General features: G+C 64.8%; 18 protein-coding genes. 9 read left to right on the forward strand and 9 right to left on the reverse strand.

The genetic code is table 11. The features are described 5' to 3' along the window. Positions 1-34: 34 nt before the first annotated feature. Entirely contained in the window at positions 35-490 is a 456-nt protein-coding gene (locus KVG96_RS23155) for a YiiD C-terminal domain-containing protein (protein WP_217894093.1), read from the forward strand. Between the two features lie 5 nt (positions 491-495). Here the strand turns inward: KVG96_RS23155 and cysQ are convergent, their stop codons facing one another. Continuing rightward, entirely contained in the window at positions 496-1,323 is an 828-nt protein-coding gene (cysQ, locus tag KVG96_RS23160) for a 3'(2'),5'-bisphosphate nucleotidase CysQ (RefSeq protein ID WP_217894094.1), read from the reverse strand. 11 nt (positions 1,324-1,334) lie between these two features. Then, a complete protein-coding gene (gene nudE / locus KVG96_RS23165) occupies positions 1,335-1,901 on the reverse strand; it encodes an ADP compounds hydrolase NudE (RefSeq protein WP_217894095.1) in 567 nt (188 codons plus the stop codon). 87 nt (positions 1,902-1,988) lie between these two features. Here nudE and yrfG point away from each other — a divergent pair, with 87 nt between their 5' ends. Beyond that, positions 1,989-2,651: a GMP/IMP nucleotidase gene (gene yrfG / locus KVG96_RS23170; protein WP_217894096.1), complete on the forward strand. Its 663-nt coding sequence runs from the start codon at positions 1,989-1,991 to the stop codon at positions 2,649-2,651. A 41-nt stretch (positions 2,652-2,692) separates the two neighbouring features. Here yrfG and lysM read toward each other — a convergent pair whose 3' ends face one another. After that, positions 2,693-3,133, reverse strand: a complete 441-nt coding sequence (gene lysM / locus KVG96_RS23175) for a peptidoglycan-binding protein LysM (RefSeq protein ID WP_217894097.1) — start codon at positions 3,131-3,133, stop codon at positions 2,693-2,695. 140 nt (positions 3,134-3,273) lie between these two features. On the opposite strand from lysM, the gene KVG96_RS23180 reads away from it, so the two are divergent. From KVG96_RS23180 to KVG96_RS23195, 4 genes are all read left to right on the forward strand, one after another. Then, positions 3,274-4,161 (forward strand): LysR family transcriptional regulator, encoded by an 888-nt coding sequence (locus KVG96_RS23180; protein ID WP_217894098.1) that lies wholly within the window; start codon positions 3,274-3,276, stop codon positions 4,159-4,161. 92 nt (positions 4,162-4,253) lie between these two features. After that, entirely contained in the window at positions 4,254-5,093 is an 840-nt protein-coding gene (gene fdhD, locus KVG96_RS23185) for a formate dehydrogenase accessory sulfurtransferase FdhD (RefSeq protein WP_217894099.1), read from the forward strand. Next, entirely contained in the window at positions 5,090-7,438 is a 2,349-nt protein-coding gene (locus KVG96_RS23190; RefSeq protein WP_217894100.1) for an FdhF/YdeP family oxidoreductase, read from the forward strand. Before fdhD ends, KVG96_RS23190 begins: the two co-directional genes overlap by 4 nt. 300 nt (positions 7,439-7,738) lie before the next feature. Further along, complete coding sequence (locus KVG96_RS23195) at positions 7,739-8,218, forward strand: glycine zipper domain-containing protein (RefSeq protein ID WP_217894101.1); 480 nt, start codon at positions 7,739-7,741, stop codon at positions 8,216-8,218. A gap of 68 nt (positions 8,219-8,286) precedes the next feature. On the opposite strand, the gene KVG96_RS23200 is transcribed toward KVG96_RS23195, so the two are convergent. The 3 genes from KVG96_RS23200 to KVG96_RS23210 all read right to left on the reverse strand — a co-directional run bounded on the left by KVG96_RS23200 (position 8,287) and on the right by KVG96_RS23210 (position 12,130). Beyond that, positions 8,287-8,718 (reverse strand): acyl-CoA thioesterase, encoded by a 432-nt coding sequence (locus KVG96_RS23200; protein ID WP_217894102.1) that lies wholly within the window; start codon positions 8,716-8,718, stop codon positions 8,287-8,289. Positions 8,719-8,795: 77 nt separating this feature from the next. After that, a complete protein-coding gene (locus tag KVG96_RS23205) occupies positions 8,796-10,022 on the reverse strand; it encodes a 3-hydroxyacyl-CoA dehydrogenase (RefSeq protein ID WP_217894103.1) in 1,227 nt (408 codons plus the stop codon). Positions 10,023-10,111: 89 nt separating this feature from the next. Further along, positions 10,112-12,130 carry a RecQ family ATP-dependent DNA helicase gene (locus tag KVG96_RS23210; RefSeq protein ID WP_217894104.1) on the reverse strand — a complete coding sequence of 673 codons (2,019 nt, stop codon included), beginning with the start codon at positions 12,128-12,130 and terminating at the stop codon, positions 10,112-10,114. A gap of 252 nt (positions 12,131-12,382) precedes the next feature. Between KVG96_RS23210 and KVG96_RS27660 the strand changes: the two genes are divergently transcribed. Next, a complete protein-coding gene (locus KVG96_RS27660; RefSeq protein ID WP_264082386.1) occupies positions 12,383-12,514 on the forward strand; it encodes a hypothetical protein in 132 nt (43 codons plus the stop codon). A 13-nt stretch (positions 12,515-12,527) separates the two neighbouring features. Here KVG96_RS27660 and KVG96_RS23215 read toward each other — a convergent pair whose 3' ends face one another. Continuing rightward, on the reverse strand, positions 12,528-13,031 hold the full coding sequence (locus KVG96_RS23215; RefSeq protein ID WP_217894105.1) for a polysaccharide deacetylase: 504 nt from the start codon (positions 13,029-13,031) through the stop codon (positions 12,528-12,530). A 284-nt stretch (positions 13,032-13,315) separates the two neighbouring features. Between KVG96_RS23215 and KVG96_RS23220 the strand changes: the two genes are divergently transcribed. Both KVG96_RS23220 and KVG96_RS23225 read left to right on the forward strand, forming a co-directional pair. Then, a complete protein-coding gene (locus tag KVG96_RS23220; protein ID WP_217894106.1) occupies positions 13,316-13,603 on the forward strand; it encodes a hypothetical protein in 288 nt (95 codons plus the stop codon). A 97-nt stretch (positions 13,604-13,700) separates the two neighbouring features. Continuing rightward, on the forward strand, positions 13,701-14,828 hold the full coding sequence (locus tag KVG96_RS23225) for a hypothetical protein (RefSeq protein WP_217894107.1): 1,128 nt from the start codon (positions 13,701-13,703) through the stop codon (positions 14,826-14,828). A gap of 94 nt (positions 14,829-14,922) precedes the next feature. On the opposite strand, the gene KVG96_RS23230 is transcribed toward KVG96_RS23225, so the two are convergent. Both KVG96_RS23230 and KVG96_RS23235 read right to left on the reverse strand, forming a co-directional pair. Next, positions 14,923-15,150 (reverse strand): hypothetical protein, encoded by a 228-nt coding sequence (locus KVG96_RS23230; RefSeq protein ID WP_217894108.1) that lies wholly within the window; start codon positions 15,148-15,150, stop codon positions 14,923-14,925. A gap of 15 nt (positions 15,151-15,165) precedes the next feature. After that, entirely contained in the window at positions 15,166-16,707 is a 1,542-nt protein-coding gene (locus KVG96_RS23235) for a phosphoenolpyruvate carboxykinase (RefSeq protein ID WP_217894109.1), read from the reverse strand. Positions 16,708-16,871: the final 164 nt, after the last annotated feature.

Here is a 16,871-nt window from a genome sequence, read left to right on the forward strand (position 1 = left end):
CCTACGCAAACCCGTTGCCCCAAGAGGACCGGACATGAGCCGCGACAGCCTTTACCTGGAATCCGTCCTCCACCACGACATCCCGCTGACCCGGGACATGGGCCTCAAGGTGCTCGACTGGCAAGAACGGCAACTGCGCCTGCACCTGCCGCTGGAGGCCAACGTCAACCACAAGAGCACCATGTTCGGCGGCAGCCTGTATTGCGGCGCGGTGCTGGCCGGCTGGGGCTGGCTGCACCTGCGCCTGAAAGAAGAAGGCATCGCCGACGGCCACATCGTGATCCAGGAGGGGCAGATCCTGTATCCCCTGCCGGTGACCGGCGATGCCGTCGCCGTTTGCCCGGAGCCGAAGGCGGAGGTATGGAAGAAATTCCTGGCGATGTACCGGCGTTACGGGCGGGCGCGGCTGACGCTGCATACGCGGGTCGTCAACGCCGGGAGCGATGAGGACGCGGTGACCTTCACCGGCCAATACGTCCTGCACCGCTGACGGCGTCAGGCACGGGCCAGCTCCAGCAGTTTCGGGCGCCACGCCGCCTTCGCCGGCAACGCCAGGAAGAACCCGTTGAGCAACGACTCCCGCGCCGGGTAGCTGAACGCCTCGCCGTTCAGGTCCAGCACCTCGCCGCCGGCGCCTTCCAGCACGCCTTGCGCCGCCGCCGTGTCCCACTGCGAGGTCGGCGCCAGGCGCGGGTAGCAGTCCGCCGCCCCTTCGGCCAGCAGACAGAACTTCAGCGAACTGCCGATGTTCGCCAGTTGCAGCTCGCCGAGGCTGGCGCTCAAGCCGTTCAACAGCCGCTCCTGCTCAGGGCTGGAATGCCGGCGGCTGGCGACCACGGTGAACGCCTCGCCCGGCCCCGGCACATCACGCACGCGGATCGCCTGCGGCGTGCCGCCCGTGTCGCCGCGCCAGGCACCGAGCCTGGCGCCGCCGACGTAATAGCGCCCGCTGGTCGGCATCGACACCACACCGAACACCACTCGGCCGTTCTCGACCAGGGCGATGTTGACGGTGAACTCCTCGCTGCCGCTGATGAACTCCTTGGTGCCGTCCAGCGGATCCACCAGCCACCAGCGCTGCCACCCGGCACGCACGGCCTGGGGGATGTCGGCGTCCTCTTCGGACAGCACCGGAATGTCCGGCGCCAACGCCGCCAGGCCGGCCGCGATCACATGGTGCGCCGCCAGATCGGCGGCGGTCACCGGCGAATCGTCGGACTTGGCGGTGACTGCCACCCCGGCGCGCCAGAACGGCAGGATCGCCTCGCCTGCGCGCAAGGCCAGTTCAATCACCGGCGCCATCATCGGATGGGGAAAATTCATCGGGCTCTCACTCATGGCTTGAAGAACCCGCGCTGGGTCAGCAGATCACGGGTCAGGTACAGGGCCGCCAGCGCGCGGCCTTCGGAAAAGTTCGGGGTCTGCGCCAAGGCCGCCAGCTCGCGCAGGTTGACCTTGTCAACGCGCATCGGCTCAGGTTCGTCGCCTTCCAGGCGCTCCTCGTACAGATCGGTGGCCAGCACCACCTGAATCTTCTGGCTCATGTAGCCCGGAGACAGCGACAGTTCGGTCAGGTGTTCCAGCTGCCGCGCGCCGTAGCCGGCCTCTTCCTTGAGCTCACGCTCGGCCGCCGCCAGCACATCCTCGCCGGGCTCGATCAGGCCCTTGGGCAGCGACAGCTCGTATTCGTCGGTGCCGCCGCAGTATTCCTCGACCAGCACCGCGTGCTCGGCATCGAGCATCGCCACGATCATCACGGCACCGTACCCGGCCCCCTTGCCGACCAGGCGCTCGTAGGTGCGCTCCGCGCCGTTGGCAAAACGCAGCTTCAGCTCTTCGACGCAGAACAGCCGGCTGGTGGCGACAATCTCGCGGGCGAGGACGGTGGGTTTCTGGCGCATGCGAAGCTCCTTGGGTGAACGCGCTACTATAACGCGGCTTTTCCGATTGTTTGCGTCGGATATCTTTCTACCGCCCGAGACGTTGCCATGCCTTCATTACCGTGGTCCGACATCGATACCGTTCTGCTGGACATGGACGGCACGCTGCTGGATCTGCACTTCGACAACCATTTCTGGCTGGAGCACCTGCCCCGGCGCTACGCCGAACTGCACGGCATGAGCCTGGCCATGGCGCAGCTGGAACTGACGCCGCTGTTCGAACGCAACGCGGGCAAGCTGCAGTGGTACTGCCTGGACTTCTGGAGCGCCGAGCTGAAGCTGTCGGTGCGCGAACTGAAGCTTGAGACCGCCCACCTCATCGCCCTGCGCCCGGACGCCGGCACCTTCCTGGCGGCGATCAGGCAGGCCGGCAAGCGGGTGGTGATGATCACCAACGCACACCGCGATTCGCTGTCGCTGAAACTGGAGCGGGTCGAACTGGCGCCGTATTTCGAGCGGCTCATCAGTTCACATGACTACGGTTTCCCCAAGGAGAGCCCGCAGTTCTGGGACGCGTTGCGGGCGGACCTGCGGTTCGACCCGGCGCGCAGCCTGTTCATCGACGACACCTTGCCGATCCTGCGCAGCGCCCGGGATTTCGGCGTGGCGCATCTGCTGGCGGTGAAGGAGCCGGACAGCCGCAAAGGGCCGAAGGACACGGCGGAGTTTGCGGCGGTGGGGGATTACCGGGATCTGATTGCGGGCCTGTAGGAGGCCCGACTGGCGAGGGAGCACGCTCCCTCGCCACAAGGTCATTCGGGGATGCGCAGCACCTGGCCCGGATAGATCTTGTCCGGATGCGACAGCATCGGCTTGTTGGCCTCGAAGATCTTGTTGTATTTGTTGGCGTCGCCGTACTCGGCCTTGGAGATCGCGCTGAGGGTGTCGCCCTTCTTCACCGTGACGAAACGCGCGGCCGAGGCGACCGGCCCGGTCACGGTGATCTGGTCGTCCACGCTGCCGACCCCGGCGATGTTGCCCAGGGCCAACAGGATCTTTTCCTTCTCCTCCTGGCTCCCCACCTCACCGGTGACGGTGACCTTGTCGCCGTCCACGGTCGCCTGGACGTTCGGGTTGCCCAGGCCGACCTTGCTGATGTGATCCTTCAGCTGATCGCTGGCGTTGGCGTTGCCCGGCGTCAGCAGGTCGATCAGTTTCTCGCCCGCCTCTTTCACAAAACTGAAAATGCTCATCGTGTTCTCTCCATGGAATCAAGGGTCAGTCGACAAAGCCTAGACCACCGCGCGCGGAGCCGGTTCCGGCCCGACCAATGACCCTGCCCCCGCGCAGGCGTTAGAATCGCCCACCCCCAAAGCCGCGCCACGGAGCGAAGATGGACATCAAGCAGCTGAAATTCCTCATCGCCCTCGACGAGACCCGCCACTTCGGCCAGGCTGCGGCCCGTTGCCACGTCACCCAGCCGACGCTGTCGATGCGCCTGCGCAGCCTTGAGGACGAGCTGGACCTGCCGCTGGTCAACCGTGGCCAGCGCTTCGAAGGCTTCACGGCGCCGGGAGAGCGGGTGCTGGCCTGGGCGCGCACGGTGCTGGCGGCCTACGACGGCCTGCAGGCCGAAGCGGCGGCTTGCCGCGGCAACCTGATCGGCACATTGCGGCTGGGGGTCGTGCCGTTGTCGAGTTTCGACGCCGTGCCGTTGATGCGCCGCCTGCACGGGCAGCACCCGAACCTGCGCTTCGAGCTGTCGTCGCTCAGTTCCGAGCAGATCCTCGAACACCTGGCCAACAACCGCATCGACCTAGGCGTGTCCTACCTGGACCGCCTGGACAGCGAGCGCTTCGAGTCCCTCGAACTGAGCGAGACCCGCATGGGCCTGCTCTACGATCAGCGCTTCTTCACCTTCGGCGAGGCGCCGCTGAGCTGGGAGTCGCTGATCGAACTGCCGCTGGGCATGCTCACCAGCGGCATGCATTTTCGCCAGTCCATCGACCACAACTTCCACAGCCGCGGCCTGACCCCGCAGCCCTTGCTGCAGACCGACGCCGTCCATCAATTGCTGCAAGCCGTGCACGGCGGCCTGTGCTGCGCCGTGATGCCGCTGGACGGCGGCCTGGAAAACCTCACCGATCACCTGCGCCTGCAACCGATCGAAAACGCCCGCACCCTCGCGCCGCTAGGCCTGATCATGCGGCGTGGGGCACCCCGTTCGGCGTTGGCCGAGGCCTGTTTCGCGCTGTACCGGAAATCGCCGGCGGCCGCTTGATCGACGGCATCTATCGGAAGATCGACACTAGCGATTAGACGCGACAACTTGACGCGCCTAGGCTTAACGTTGATCAATCCGTCGGTGATGCCATGAACGCCAAGCGCCCTGCCTGCGCGGCGCCTGCTGTCGAAACGGGCGCGCCCGCCGCAAGCCGCACCTACAGCTACTGCGACCTTCCCCTGAGCGAATCGGCCGACACCGCCCTGGCCGAGGAAGTCGCCTTGGCGATCGCCTACAACGGCATCAGCCAGGCCGTGATGCTGGTGAGCCCGACCGACCTGGAAGACTTCATCGTCGGCTTCAGCCTGGGCAGCGGCATCATCGAAGACGCCGCCGACATCTATGACCTGCAACTGACCGGCTCCGGCCAGGCGCAGTACGCGCAGGTGACCATCGCCAACCGCGCCTTCTGGAACCTCAAGCAACAGCGTCGGCAACTGGCCGGCACCAGCGGCTGCGGGTTGTGCGGCGTGGAAGCGGTGGAACAGGCGCTGCCCGAACTCGCCGTGCTGCCCGGCGCGCCCTTGCCGCCGCCGCAATGGCTCGACGGCCTGCGCCAGCGCATCAGCGAGTTCCAGCCGCTGGGCCAGCACTGCGGCGCCGTGCATGCGGCGGTGTTCATGAACGCCAACGGCGAGTTGCTGCTGGGCCGTGAAGACATCGGCCGGCACAACGCCCTCGACAAACTGATCGGCGGCCTGGTGCGGCAAAAGATACCCACAGCCGGCGGCGCGGCGATCGTCACCAGCCGCTGCAGCCTCGAACTGATCCAGAAAGTCCTGCGGGCCGGCATCCAGACCCTCGTCAGCCTGTCGGCGCCCACCGGCCTTGCGGTGCAGTGGGCCCGCCGCCACAACCTCAATCTCATCCACCTGCCGCAGAAGAACGCGCCGCGGGTGTACAGCCCAGAAAGGGAGAAACACCTGTGAGCCAACATCATCAAGCCGACCAGAAACCCGTCCCGCGCTACAAGCCGTACAAAGGCCCGGCCGGCGGATGGGGCGCCCTGATCAGCGTGGCCCAGGCCTGGCTGACCAGCGACAACGCGCTGAAGAACCTGCGCATGATGCTCAAGACCAACCAGAACGGCGGCTTCGACTGCCCCGGCTGCGCCTGGGGCGATTCGCCGGAAAGCGGGATGGTGAAGTTCTGCGAGAACGGCGCCAAGGCCGTGAACTGGGAAGCGACCAAGCGCCGGGTGGACGCGAAGTTCTTCGCCAAGCACAGCGTCACCGCGCTGCTGGAGCAAAGCGACTATTGGCTGGAGTACCAGGGCCGCCTGACCGAGCCTCTGGTCTACGACGCCGAAACCGACCGCTACAAGGCCATCGCCTGGGACGACGCCTTCGCGCTGATCGGCAAGCACCTGCAAGCCCTGTCGAGCCCGGACCAGGCCGAGTTCTACACCTCCGGCCGGGCCAGCAACGAAGCGGCGTACCTCTATCAGCTGTTCGTGCGCGCCTACGGCACCAACAACTTCCCCGACTGCTCGAACATGTGCCACGAGGCCAGCGGCGTGGCGCTGGCGCAGAGTGTCGGCGTCGGCAAGGGCACCGTGACCTTCGATGACTTCGAGCACGCCGACGCGATTTTCGTCTGGGGCCAGAACCCCGGCACCAACCACCCGCGGATGCTCGAACCGCTGCGCGAGGCGGTCAAGCGCGGCGCCCAGGTGGTGTGCATCAACCCGTTGAAGGAACGCGGACTGGAGCGCTTCCAGCACCCGCAGCATCCGCTGGAAATGCTGACCAACGGCGACAAGCCCACCAACACTGCGTATTTCCGTCCGGCCCTGGGCGGGGACATGGCGGTGCTGCGCGGCATGGCCAAGTTCCTTCTGCAATGGGAGCGCGATGCGCAGAAGGCCGGCTCGCCCGCCGTGTTCGACCACGGCTTCCTCAATGAACACAGCGTCAACGTGCTGGACTACCTCGCCGTCGTCGACGACACGCCGTGGGAACAGATCGTTGCGCAATCGGGCCTGACCCTGGTGGAGATCGAACAGGCCGCGCGGATGTACGCCAAGGGCAAGAGCGTGATCATGTGCTGGGCGATGGGCATCACCCAGCACCGCCACTCGGTGCCGACCATCCAGGAAATCGCCAACCTGATGCTGCTGCGCGGCAACATCGGCAGGCCCGGCGCCGGCCTGTGCCCGGTGCGCGGCCACAGCAACGTGCAGGGCGACCGCACCATGGGCATCAACGAGCGTCCGCCGGCGGCGTTCCTCGACGCCCTGGAGCGACGCTTCCAGTTCAAGGTGCCGCGCCACAACGGTCACAACGTGGTCGAGGCGATTCACGCCATGGCCGAAGGGCGCGCCAAGGTGTTCATCGGTCTGGGCGGCAACTTCGCCCAGGCCACCCCGGACAGCCCGCGCACCTTCCAGGCCCTGCGCAACTGCGACCTGACCGTGCAGATCAGCACCAAGCTCAACCGCAGCCACCTGGCCCACGGCAAGGATGCGCTGATCCTGCCGTGCCTGGGCCGCACCGACATCGACCTGCAGGGCGAAGGCCCGCAAGCGGTCACCGTGGAAGACTCTTTCAGCATGGTGCACGCCTCCAACGGCCAGTTGCAGCCGCTGTCGAACCAGATGCGTTCGGAACCGTCGATCATCGCCGGCATCGCCGCCGCGACCCTGGGCAGCAAGCCTGTGGACTGGAACTGGCTGGTGGCCGACTACCGGCGCATCCGCGACCTGATCGCCGACACCATTCCGGCCTTCAAGGACTTCAACGAGAAGGTCAAGAACCCGGGCGGCTTCTACCTCGGCAACACCGCCGGCGCACGCAAGTGGAACACGGCCTCGGGCCGGGCCAACTTCAAGGCCAACGCCCTGCCCAAGGACCTGATCCACGAACGCACCCGCGCCACGGGGCAACTGCCGGACCTGATCCTGCAGTCGATGCGCTCCCACGATCAGTACAACACCACCATCTACGGCCTCGACGACCGCTACCGCGGCGTGAAGGGCCAGCGCGACGTGCTGTTCGCCAACGAAGCCGACATCATCCGCCTGGGCTTCAAGCCGGGCCAGAAGGCCGACATCGTGTCGCTGTGGGAGGATGGCCGCGAGCGTCGGGTGAAGGGCTTCACCCTGTTGGCGTTCGACATTCCCGCCGGGCAGGCGGCAGCCTACTATCCGGAAGTGAACCCGCTGGTGCCCCTGGAAAGCGTCGGCGACGGCAGCCATACGCCGACCTCGAAGTTCATCGCGATCCGCCTGGAGGCCGCGAGCGAAACCGGGCTGATCCTGTCCAAGTCTGCGTGACGGCGGCGAGGGAGCTCGCTTGCGCGGGAGTCCGAAGGGCTCCCGTTTGGGGGCCGCTGCGCGGTCCGGCGGGAGCAGGCTCCCTCGTCACGGCGCATTTTCGAACGCCCACAAAAAAGGCCGCTTCTGCATGAAAGCGGCCTCTTCGAAGTAGCTAAAGACCGGTGAAAATCGGTTAAGTTCCACCCAAAAAACAATAACTTAGCGAATTGTGCACAAGTCGTGCTACTCGTCGGATTTCGATTGTCACGCCTATTCCAGAGCCTCAGGATCGCGCCGTCATCCCTTTGAGGCTCCGCTATGAAGTTCTCCTCGATTCTCTTGTTGTCCCTTGGCCTGGTCAGTGGCATCGCCTCTGCCGGAGGCACCACTGAAGCAGGCGTGGGCGGCGCATTGGGCGGGGTGCTTGGTTCGGTCGTCGGCCAGTCCTTGGGCGGCAGCACCGGCTCCACCATCGGCGCGGCCTTGGGCGGCGCGGGCGGCAGTGCGGTCGGCGCAGACAAACGCAGCCGCGGCGAAGCCGCCATCGGCGGTGCGCTGGGCGCAGCCGGCGGCAACGTGGTCGGCCGCAGCATGGGCGGCACCACCGGCAGCCTGATCGGCGCAGCGGCAGGCGGCGGCGCCGGCGGCGCGCTGGGCAACTACATGGGCAACAAGAGCGATGACGAAGACCGTCGTTACGACCGCCGTCATGATGACCGTCGCTACTACCGCGACCATCACCCTGGCCGTGGCCACGCCTACGGCCACCGCAAGCATCACCGCTACTACCGCGACTGAGGCGTCAGCGCCCCGTTGCCCGGTGAACAGAGAAAACGCAGCCTGAAGGCTGCGTTTTTTTTTGCCTGTCACACCACCAGGAACTCCAGTGCCTGACGGAGCTGCGGCGGAACCGGCACTGGCCGGTTGCTGGCCCGGTCGACGAACACATGGACGAATCGCCCGGCGGCGCAGGCTTCGCTTTCGCCCGCCTTGAACACCGCCAGTTCGTACTGCACCGAACTGTTGCCCAGCTTGCCGACCCGCAGACCGACTTCGATCAGGTCCGGGAACGCGACCGAGGCGAAGTAGTCGCACGACGAACTGACCACGAACCCCACGACCTCCCCTTCATGGATATCCAGCCCGCCCACATGGATCAGATACGTGTTCACCGCCGTGTCGAAGAAGCTGTAGTAGGTGACGTTGTTGATGTGGCCGTAGGTGTCGTTGTCGTTCCAACGGGTGGTGATCGGCTGGAAGTGCGGGTAGTCGCTGCGTTGCGGCATCGGACTGGACATCGGTGTCGCCTCCTGAAGTCGGGTGGTGAGTTTAAGGACAAGTCCGTGTCGCTTCCAATCGCCGGCAGGCTCGCGCCTCAGTCATCGGCGAATCCCTTGCCCTGCGCCGCCAGCTCACCGATCAACCGCGCCGGCTTCCACTGATCCCCCTGCCGGGTCTCCAAGGCCAACAAGCGCTGATGGATGTCCGCCAGCCCTTGGGAATCTGCCCAGGCCATCGGCCCGCCCTTGTCCGCCGGGAAACCGTAGCCGTTCAGGTACACCAGATCGATGTCATGGGCGGAGCCGGCAATGCCTTCCTGAAGAATCTTCGCCCCCTCGTTGACCAGCGCCAGCAGGCACCGCTCCAGAATTTCCTCAGGCCCGATCACGCGACGATGGAAGCCCAGCCGTTCGCTGACCTCCAGCACCAGCGCATCCACCTCGGGATCATGTTCGGCCTGCCGGCTGCCCGGCTCATAACGGTAGTAGCCGCTACCGGATTTCTGGCCGAACCGCCCGAGTTCGCACAAGCGGTTGTCCACTTGGATCTCCGGGGCGTCCTGCCCCTTGCCGGCCAGTTCCCGGGCCCGCCATTCCAGGTCGATGCCGACCACGTCATACATGCGAAACGGCCCCATGGCGAAGCCGAAGCCCTGCAAGGCGGCGTCGACCTGCTGTGGATAAGCGCCCTCCAGCAGCATTTTGCGGGCTTCAAGCACATAAGGGTGCAGCATGCGGTTGCCGATGAAACCGTGGCAATTGCCCGAGACCACGCTCACCTTGCCCATGCGCGTGCCCAGCGCCAGCGCCGCCTCCAGCACCGCAGGCGAGGTCTGCGCGCCGCGCACGATCTCCAGCAGTTTCATGATGTGCGCCGGGCTGAAGAAATGCAGGCCCAGCACCTGGGCCGGCCGCCGCGTCGCGGCGGCGATCGCATCGATGTCCAGCGCCGAGGTGTTGCTGGCCAGCAGCGCCTCGGGCTTGAGCAGGCCGTCGAGCTCGCGGAAGAGCTTCTGCTTGAGCTCCAGGTTTTCGTACACCGCTTCGATCACCAGATCGACATTGCGGATCGCGATGCAGTCCGCCGCCGATGTGATGCGGGCGAGGCGCACGTCGGCCTCGGCCTGCTCGATGCGCCCTTGGCGCACGTTGTGGGCGTAGGTGTCGGCTACGGCGGCCAGCGCCTGCTCCAGCATCTGCGGATTGTTGTCGACCCACTGCACCGTCACGCCGGCATTGGCCAGGCACATGACGATGCCGCGCCCCATGGTGCCGGCGCCGACCACGGCGGCCTGGCGGATTTCGAAGGATGTCTGGCTCATCGTTGTTCTCTTGTTGGCGACCCGAAGACAGGTTTCACCCTAGTCAACCGATGGCCGTTTTAGAAGCCCGTTCCCGTGATGATCGACATTCAGCGGATGGATGCGGCCACGCCACATTCTCGGCTCCCACAGGAATCACGGGCGAATGCAGAACCTGCGATCACCGCAGCGTCGGATCCGCCGGCCAGGTGCCGCTCCACCCAGGCGCGCACCTCGGCATAGGGATAGGCTTCCAGCGTCCCATGGCCGGCAATCGTCCGCGCCTTGAGACGGGTGAACAACGGCGCGCCGATGCCGCAGAGGAACCGGGTCAGCCGTTGCGCCGAAGGTGGGTTGCCCGTGTGCTGTCCGTGCCTGTGGATAAAAGCCTCGCACAATGCCGCGAAGGACTTATCCACAAGCGCCGGCAACTCGGGCGGCGCGGGCAGCCGCGCGACCTCGCCGTCGCATACCGAACAGTGCCCGCACTGCACCGGCGCATCATGGTCGCCGAAGTGTTCGGCCAATCGGCGCCCCAGGCAGCGATCCGAGGCGAACAGGTCGAGCATGGCGTGTATCCGCGCCACCTCGGCACTCTCGTGGCGGGAGAAATGCCCATGCAACTCGCGGCTCAAGGCCTGGCTGTCGAAGCCGCTGTCCAGCACGCCGTAGACCTCGGTCATCTGCTTGCTTTCCAGCTCGATCCAGCACTTTTCCTGAAAGTGGTCCAGCGCCTTCACCACCCGGCCCCGCTCGGCGCCGTACTGTCGGGACAAGGCGTGGAAATCCACCGTGGCCCAGGTGCGCGCGCGGGGCGAGGCCTGGATGAGCGCTGCGACGAAGGCCCGGCGCTCGCCGTCGAAACGCTCCAGCAACGCCTCCGGCTCCAGCAGGTACTTGAAGCGGTACTCGGCGTAATAGGCGTAGCGCGGCGCAATCAGCCCCTTCAGTTCCAATTGCACCAACAGCGTCTTGAGCGGCAGCGCGCGGATGTTGCTCCGGTCCGCCAGCGGGCCTTGCATGAACTCCCACTGGCCTTGCCCGGCCGCCAGCACTTCGTCCAGCACGCAACGGATGCCGTCCTGTTCCGGCGTGTCGCCGTACACGAAGTTCTCCAGCACGTTCAGGCTGTCGCGGTTGGCCAGCACCAGGCACTCCGAGCGTTGCCCGTCACGCCCCGCGCGTCCGATTTCCTGGCTGTAGTTCTCGATGGATTTGGGCAGGTCGAAATGCACCACGTGGCGGATGTCCCGCTTGTCGATGCCCATGCCGAACGCGATGGTGGCGACGATGCAGTTGGTCTGCCCGGCCATGAAGCGCTTCTGCACCGCCTCCCGCCGGTCGCCCGGCAACCCGGCGTGATAGGCCTCGGCGGGAATGCCGTGACGCTCCAGGTGCTCGGCGATCTGCTCGGCGGTCTTTTGCAGGGTGACGTAGACGATGCCCGGCCGGCCCGCACGCTCGCCCAGCCACTCCACCAGCCTGCGGCGCTTGTCCTGGCCCTGCACCGGTTCCACCCGCAGGTCGAGGTTGGGCCGGTAGAAGCCGGTGGTCACCACATCCCCGGCGGCGATGGCGAACCGGGCCTGCATGTCGGCGATGACCTGCGGCGTCGCCGTGGCGGTCAGCAGCAAGGCCTGCGCAATGCCGAACCGGCGCTGGTAGTCCGGCAGCTTGAGGTAGTCGGGACGGAAGTTGTGGCCCCACTCCGAGATGCAATGGGCCTCGTCCACCACCAGCAACGAGATCGGCACCTGCTGGAGGAAATGGCGGAAACGCTCGTTCTTCAGGCGCTCCACGGAGACCATCAGGATCTTCAGTTCGCCGGAGCGGGCACGGGCCATCACGGCATTGGCCTCGTCGCGGCTTTGCGCCGAGTCGATGCTGCCTGCCGCAATGCCGAGGCGCGCAAGGAACGCCAACTGATCCTGCATCAGCGCCAGCAACGGAGAAATCACCAGGGTCAGGTGCGGCAGCAGCAACGCCGGCAACTGGTAGCACAGGGACTTGCCGGAGCCGGTGGGGAAGATCGCCGCCGCCGAGCGCCCGGCCAGCACCGCGCCGACCGTGGCCTCCTGGCCGGGACGAAACTGTGGATAACCGAAGACCCGCTTCAGGGTGTCGTGCATGGGCTGTCGCTCCTTGACCGCTGACGTGACCACAGCCTAGCGGACGACCGCAGCGCGTCGAGGGAAGGTCGGGGGCAAATCGATACGGAATGATACAGCCTCGCAGAGGGCCTCGGCGCGTGCATCAAAAGACACACTTTACCGGTCGCCGACGCGCCGGCCGGAGGCTAGGGTGGCCGTTCATTGACCTGCGTTTACCTGCATCGCGCCATGACGGCGGATGTGCGCACGTCATCCGCAAAGGAATCGCCCATGCTGCACAGACTGACCTTGACCCTCGCCTTGCTCCTCGCACCGCCGCTGCTGACCGGCTGCGTGCCGGTTCCCGAAGACTTCCAGCCCCAGGCCGGGATCGCGCAGCCCGGCACCGCCAGCATGGCGTAGAGCCCGCCGCACTTCAGGGCTGCAGAGAGGCCACCCGCAGTTGCTCGTTCACCGCCTGCTCATGCAGGCCTTGACTGCGGCTGGCCCACAGCGCGTGGGCGGGGCTGATATCGCCGGTGAACGCCGCCGCCAACTGGCGCAGGTCGGCGACGTTGCGCACCCGCGGGCAGAACGCTTGTCCGTCGCAGTTCTGGCTGGCGTTGCGGTAAGTGCCCAACAAACCTTCCCACAGGCCGTCTCGCACCCGGCGGATCGACTCCAGCCGCACCTGCGGCACCTCCAGGCGCCGCCTCAGCCCCTGCTCGTCCAGCGCTTCGCTGGCCAGCAGCGCCTTGGCGAACATCAGCACTTCGGCACGGGAGGCCGTATCGACGCTCGCCTGGCTGGTCAGCGCGTCCGGCCAGCCGCTGCGCTCAAGATTCGTCAGCACCAGCGCATTGCCCGCATCGGAAGCGATGCCCGGGCGGCAAGCGCCCACCCACAACAACAAGATCGAGGCCATTCTTAGCCACTGCATACCCAATTCCCTTCAAGCGTGTATCGGACGCACTGAAACGCCCTACGGATTCTGGCGCGCACCATACAGAGGTTTCACAAGAATCGCCTGAGAATCGGGTAGGAAAATTGACCGCTAAGGGTTTCGCCCTGAAAACACGGCGAAAGCGCGTAGGGCAAATCCCCAATCGCCGGTAAAACCCTTACAAAGCCTGTCCATTGCGGCTGTCTTGTCCCACCTTCACGTGCACTCCTATAGTGACCGGCGCAACTGCAGCGTGACTTCGTACAGGACACCTCCGAGCCATGAACACGTTCAACCCGATGCCCGACCGCTATCGTCCCCTCAAGACCAGTTACAACGACAGCCCGACACTGGTCATCGACACCGAAGCCCGTCACGGCGATCTGCTCGATGCGGCGCAACAGCGCATCCGCGCCGCCAGCGATCTGCTGGAAACCCTTTACTGCATGTGTTTCAAGCAGGCGGATGTCAAAGACATCCCCAACATCGTCAATGCCCTTTATTTGTTGACCCAAGACGGCTGTGAACTTCTTGAAGTCGCGAAACAGCAACTAAGTCACACCGGCTAAATTAATAAACTAAACAAATCCAGCAATAATCCATTGCTTCAGCTGCACAACGACGACAACTAGCCTGTTTGCTCTTACATTATTCAAGAGCAACATCATGACAACTTTGACCATTTTCTTCTGCGGCACCGGCTCGACCAAGTTCGACACGACCCATGCCAACTATTGGGACGGCGAACTGGTGTCTTCCCTCGCCGCCCGACACACCGGCCGCGAGTTCGCCGAGTGGATCGTGGTCGACGGCCCCGGCACCGGCAACCTGCAGGCCGACGAACTGTTTGTGCAGAACAAGGACTACGGGCTCAGCGGCACGCTGTTCGGCAAAGGCTGGGAGGAGAACGTCCAGCATGCGGTCAACATCATCAAGGGCAAATGCACCTGGCAGCGCCTGCGCCTGACAGAGGCCGAGTACACCCGCCTCAAGGCGGCGGGCATTCCTATCGAAGACGTGAAGGCCGAAGGATCCTGGTTCTGGCGAAAGTACAACTACGGCGAACGCAGCATCACCCAACAGGCCCTTCAGGAACAGATCATCAAGACCTTCCGCAAGGACGGCGTCATTCCCACCCAGGTCAATCTCGTGGGCTGGAGCCGGGGAGGCATCAGTTGCCATATGCTGGCCAATGCGATGTACAACGATGCGCAACTTGCCCACATTCCGGTGAACATCTTCGCCATTGATCCGGTGCCGGGGATCGGCAACTTCCAGGAACACCGGGTCAAGCTCAACCGCAACGTGAAAGAGTATGTCGGGTTCTATGCCCGGGACGAACGCTCCAAAGGCTTCAGTTGCGTGATCCCGCAAACCGCCGTCGGCACCCGCACCCATGTCTTTCCGATGCCCGGCCGCCACGCCACCCTGGTCGGCAACGCGTCCGCCGACGGCGTCAGCGGCCCCAAGGCGCTGGCCGAACCCGGCCGCATCGTGCGCCATTTCGTCGAGACCTGCCTGCAACGCTGGGGCACCCCGCTGGCCAAGACGCTCAAGCTGAACGACGCGGACATCAAGACCCATACCGACGCGATGCTGCGTGACGCCGCGAAATACAAGCTCATGGAGAAGTGCTCCTACACCTGGTTCACCGAACTGGACGAAGGCGAGCGCCAGGTCTCGCTCGGCAGCAACGGAGTCAGGTTCTCGGCGGTGAAGGGCGGGATCTATGCGCCGCAAAGCGGGCTGGCGACCAGCCTGCTGGATGTGGGGGCGTATCGGCACATTTATTGAGACCGGAAATGTCGCCGCGACGGTAGCGGTCTGCTGCATTCATACAACGGCACCCGCTCGGCTGGTTTGGCGAGATCCAATGGACGAACCACTCTCAGCCGATGCAGGACATCAGAAAGGACGACACCTTTTTCTGCACCGCAGAGCGGATTCTTCCAGAAGCCGAGAAGATTTTCCTCAGCCTGGAACGCTCGGCATGGCTTACGGGAACAGACAGGCATGAGTTGGTGGTGAAGGTTGATTCGCTCATCGCCTGAGCGACATCCTTCCGGAGCCCTGACGGCGCCCACAAAAAAGCCGCCCCGAGGGGCGGCTTTTTCATGCGCAGGACCTGGCCTTACAGCTTCGGCCCGGCAGCCTTGATCGCGTCGCTCACTTCGAACTTCTTGAAGTTCTCGATGAACAGAGCGGCCAACGCTTTGGCGGCTTCGTCGTAGGCAGCCTTGTCAGCCCAGGTGTTGCGCGGGTTGAGCAGATTGGTTTCGACGCCCGGCACGGCCAGCGGCACGTCCAGGTTGATGGTGTCCAGGTGCTCGGTTTCGGCACCGATCAGCGCGCCGCTCTGGATCGCTGCGATCACCGCGCGGGTGGTCGGGATGTTGAAGCGTTTGCCGACGCCGTAGCCACCGCCGGTCCAGCCGGTGTTGACCAGGTAGACCTTGGAGTTGAAGCCCTTGATGCGCTTGATCAGCAGCTCGGCGTACTCACCGGCCGGGCGCGGGAAGAACGGCGCGCCGAAGCAGGTGGAGAAGGTCGACTTGATGCCGCTGCCCGAACCCATTTCGGTCGAACCCACCAGTGCGGTGTAGCCGGACAGGAAGTGGTAGGCCGCTTGCTCGTTGTTCAGGATCGACACGGGCGGCAGAACGCCGGTCAGGTCGCAGGTCAGGAAGATCACGGCGTTCGGCTCGCCGCCCAGGTTCTTCTCCGAACGCTTGGCGACGTGCTCCAGCGGGTAGGCTGCGCGGCTGTTCTGGGTCAGGCTGACATCGGCGTAGTCGGCGTGCTTGGCGTCGTCGATGACGACGTTCTCCAGCACCGCGCCGTGCTTGATGGCTTTCCAGATCACCGGCTCGTTCTTCTCGGACAGGTCGATGCACTTGGCATAGCAACCGCCTTCGATGTTGAACACCACGCCTTCGCCCCAACCGTGTTCGTCGTCACCGATCAGGTAACGGCTTTCGTCGGCGGACAGGGTGGTCTTGCCGGTGCCGGACAGACCGAAGAACAGGGTCACGTCGCCTTCTTCGCCGATGTTGGCGGCGCAGTGCATCGGCAGCACGTCGGCGGCCGGCAGCAGGAAGTTCTGCACGGAGAACATGGCTTTCTTCATTTCACCGGCGTAACGCATGCCGGCGATCAGCACTTTCTTCTGGGCGAAGTTGATGATCACGCAACCGTCGGAGTTGGTGCCGTCACGCTCCGGCACGCACTCGAAGTTGGCGACGTTGAGCACTTGCCACTCTTCGCGGCCGGCCGGGTTGTACTGCGCAGGGTTGATGAACAGGCAACGGCCGAACAGGTTCTGCCAGGCGGTCTGGGTGGTCATCTTCACGGCCAGGTAGTGCTCGGCCGCCGCGCCTACATGCACGTGGGAAACGAAGTGCTCTTGCGCATTGTTGAAGGCTTCGACCCGGGCCCACAGCGCGTCGAACTTGTCGGCCGGGAACTTGCGGTTGATCGGGCCCCAGGCGATGGCGGCCTGGGTGGAAGGCTCTTCAACGATGAAACGGTCGACTGGCGAGCGGCCGGTGCGGTGACCGGTGCGGACAACCAGGGCGCCGGTATCGGCAAGCTCGCCCTCACCGCGGTTCAGGGCTTCTTTTACCAGATCATCAACACTCAGATCGGTGTACACGGCGTTATTGGCTTGCGTCATGAGTTTCCCCGTCGGCCAGTGGCCGAGTGTGCTCCAAACGTTTTGTAGTAGAAAGTCGTGCACTACTACCGCGAAAAAAGTGCGCCGGATTATGCCAGAAAAGCCCAAAAAGAGTAGGGCCCTCCCGTCGTAACGGCGTTAATCCGTCGCCGGGCAGTGAATTT

It is taken from the genome of Pseudomonas ekonensis (assembly GCF_019145435.1).
GTDB classification, from domain to species: Bacteria; Pseudomonadota; Gammaproteobacteria; order Pseudomonadales; family Pseudomonadaceae; genus Aquipseudomonas; species Aquipseudomonas ekonensis.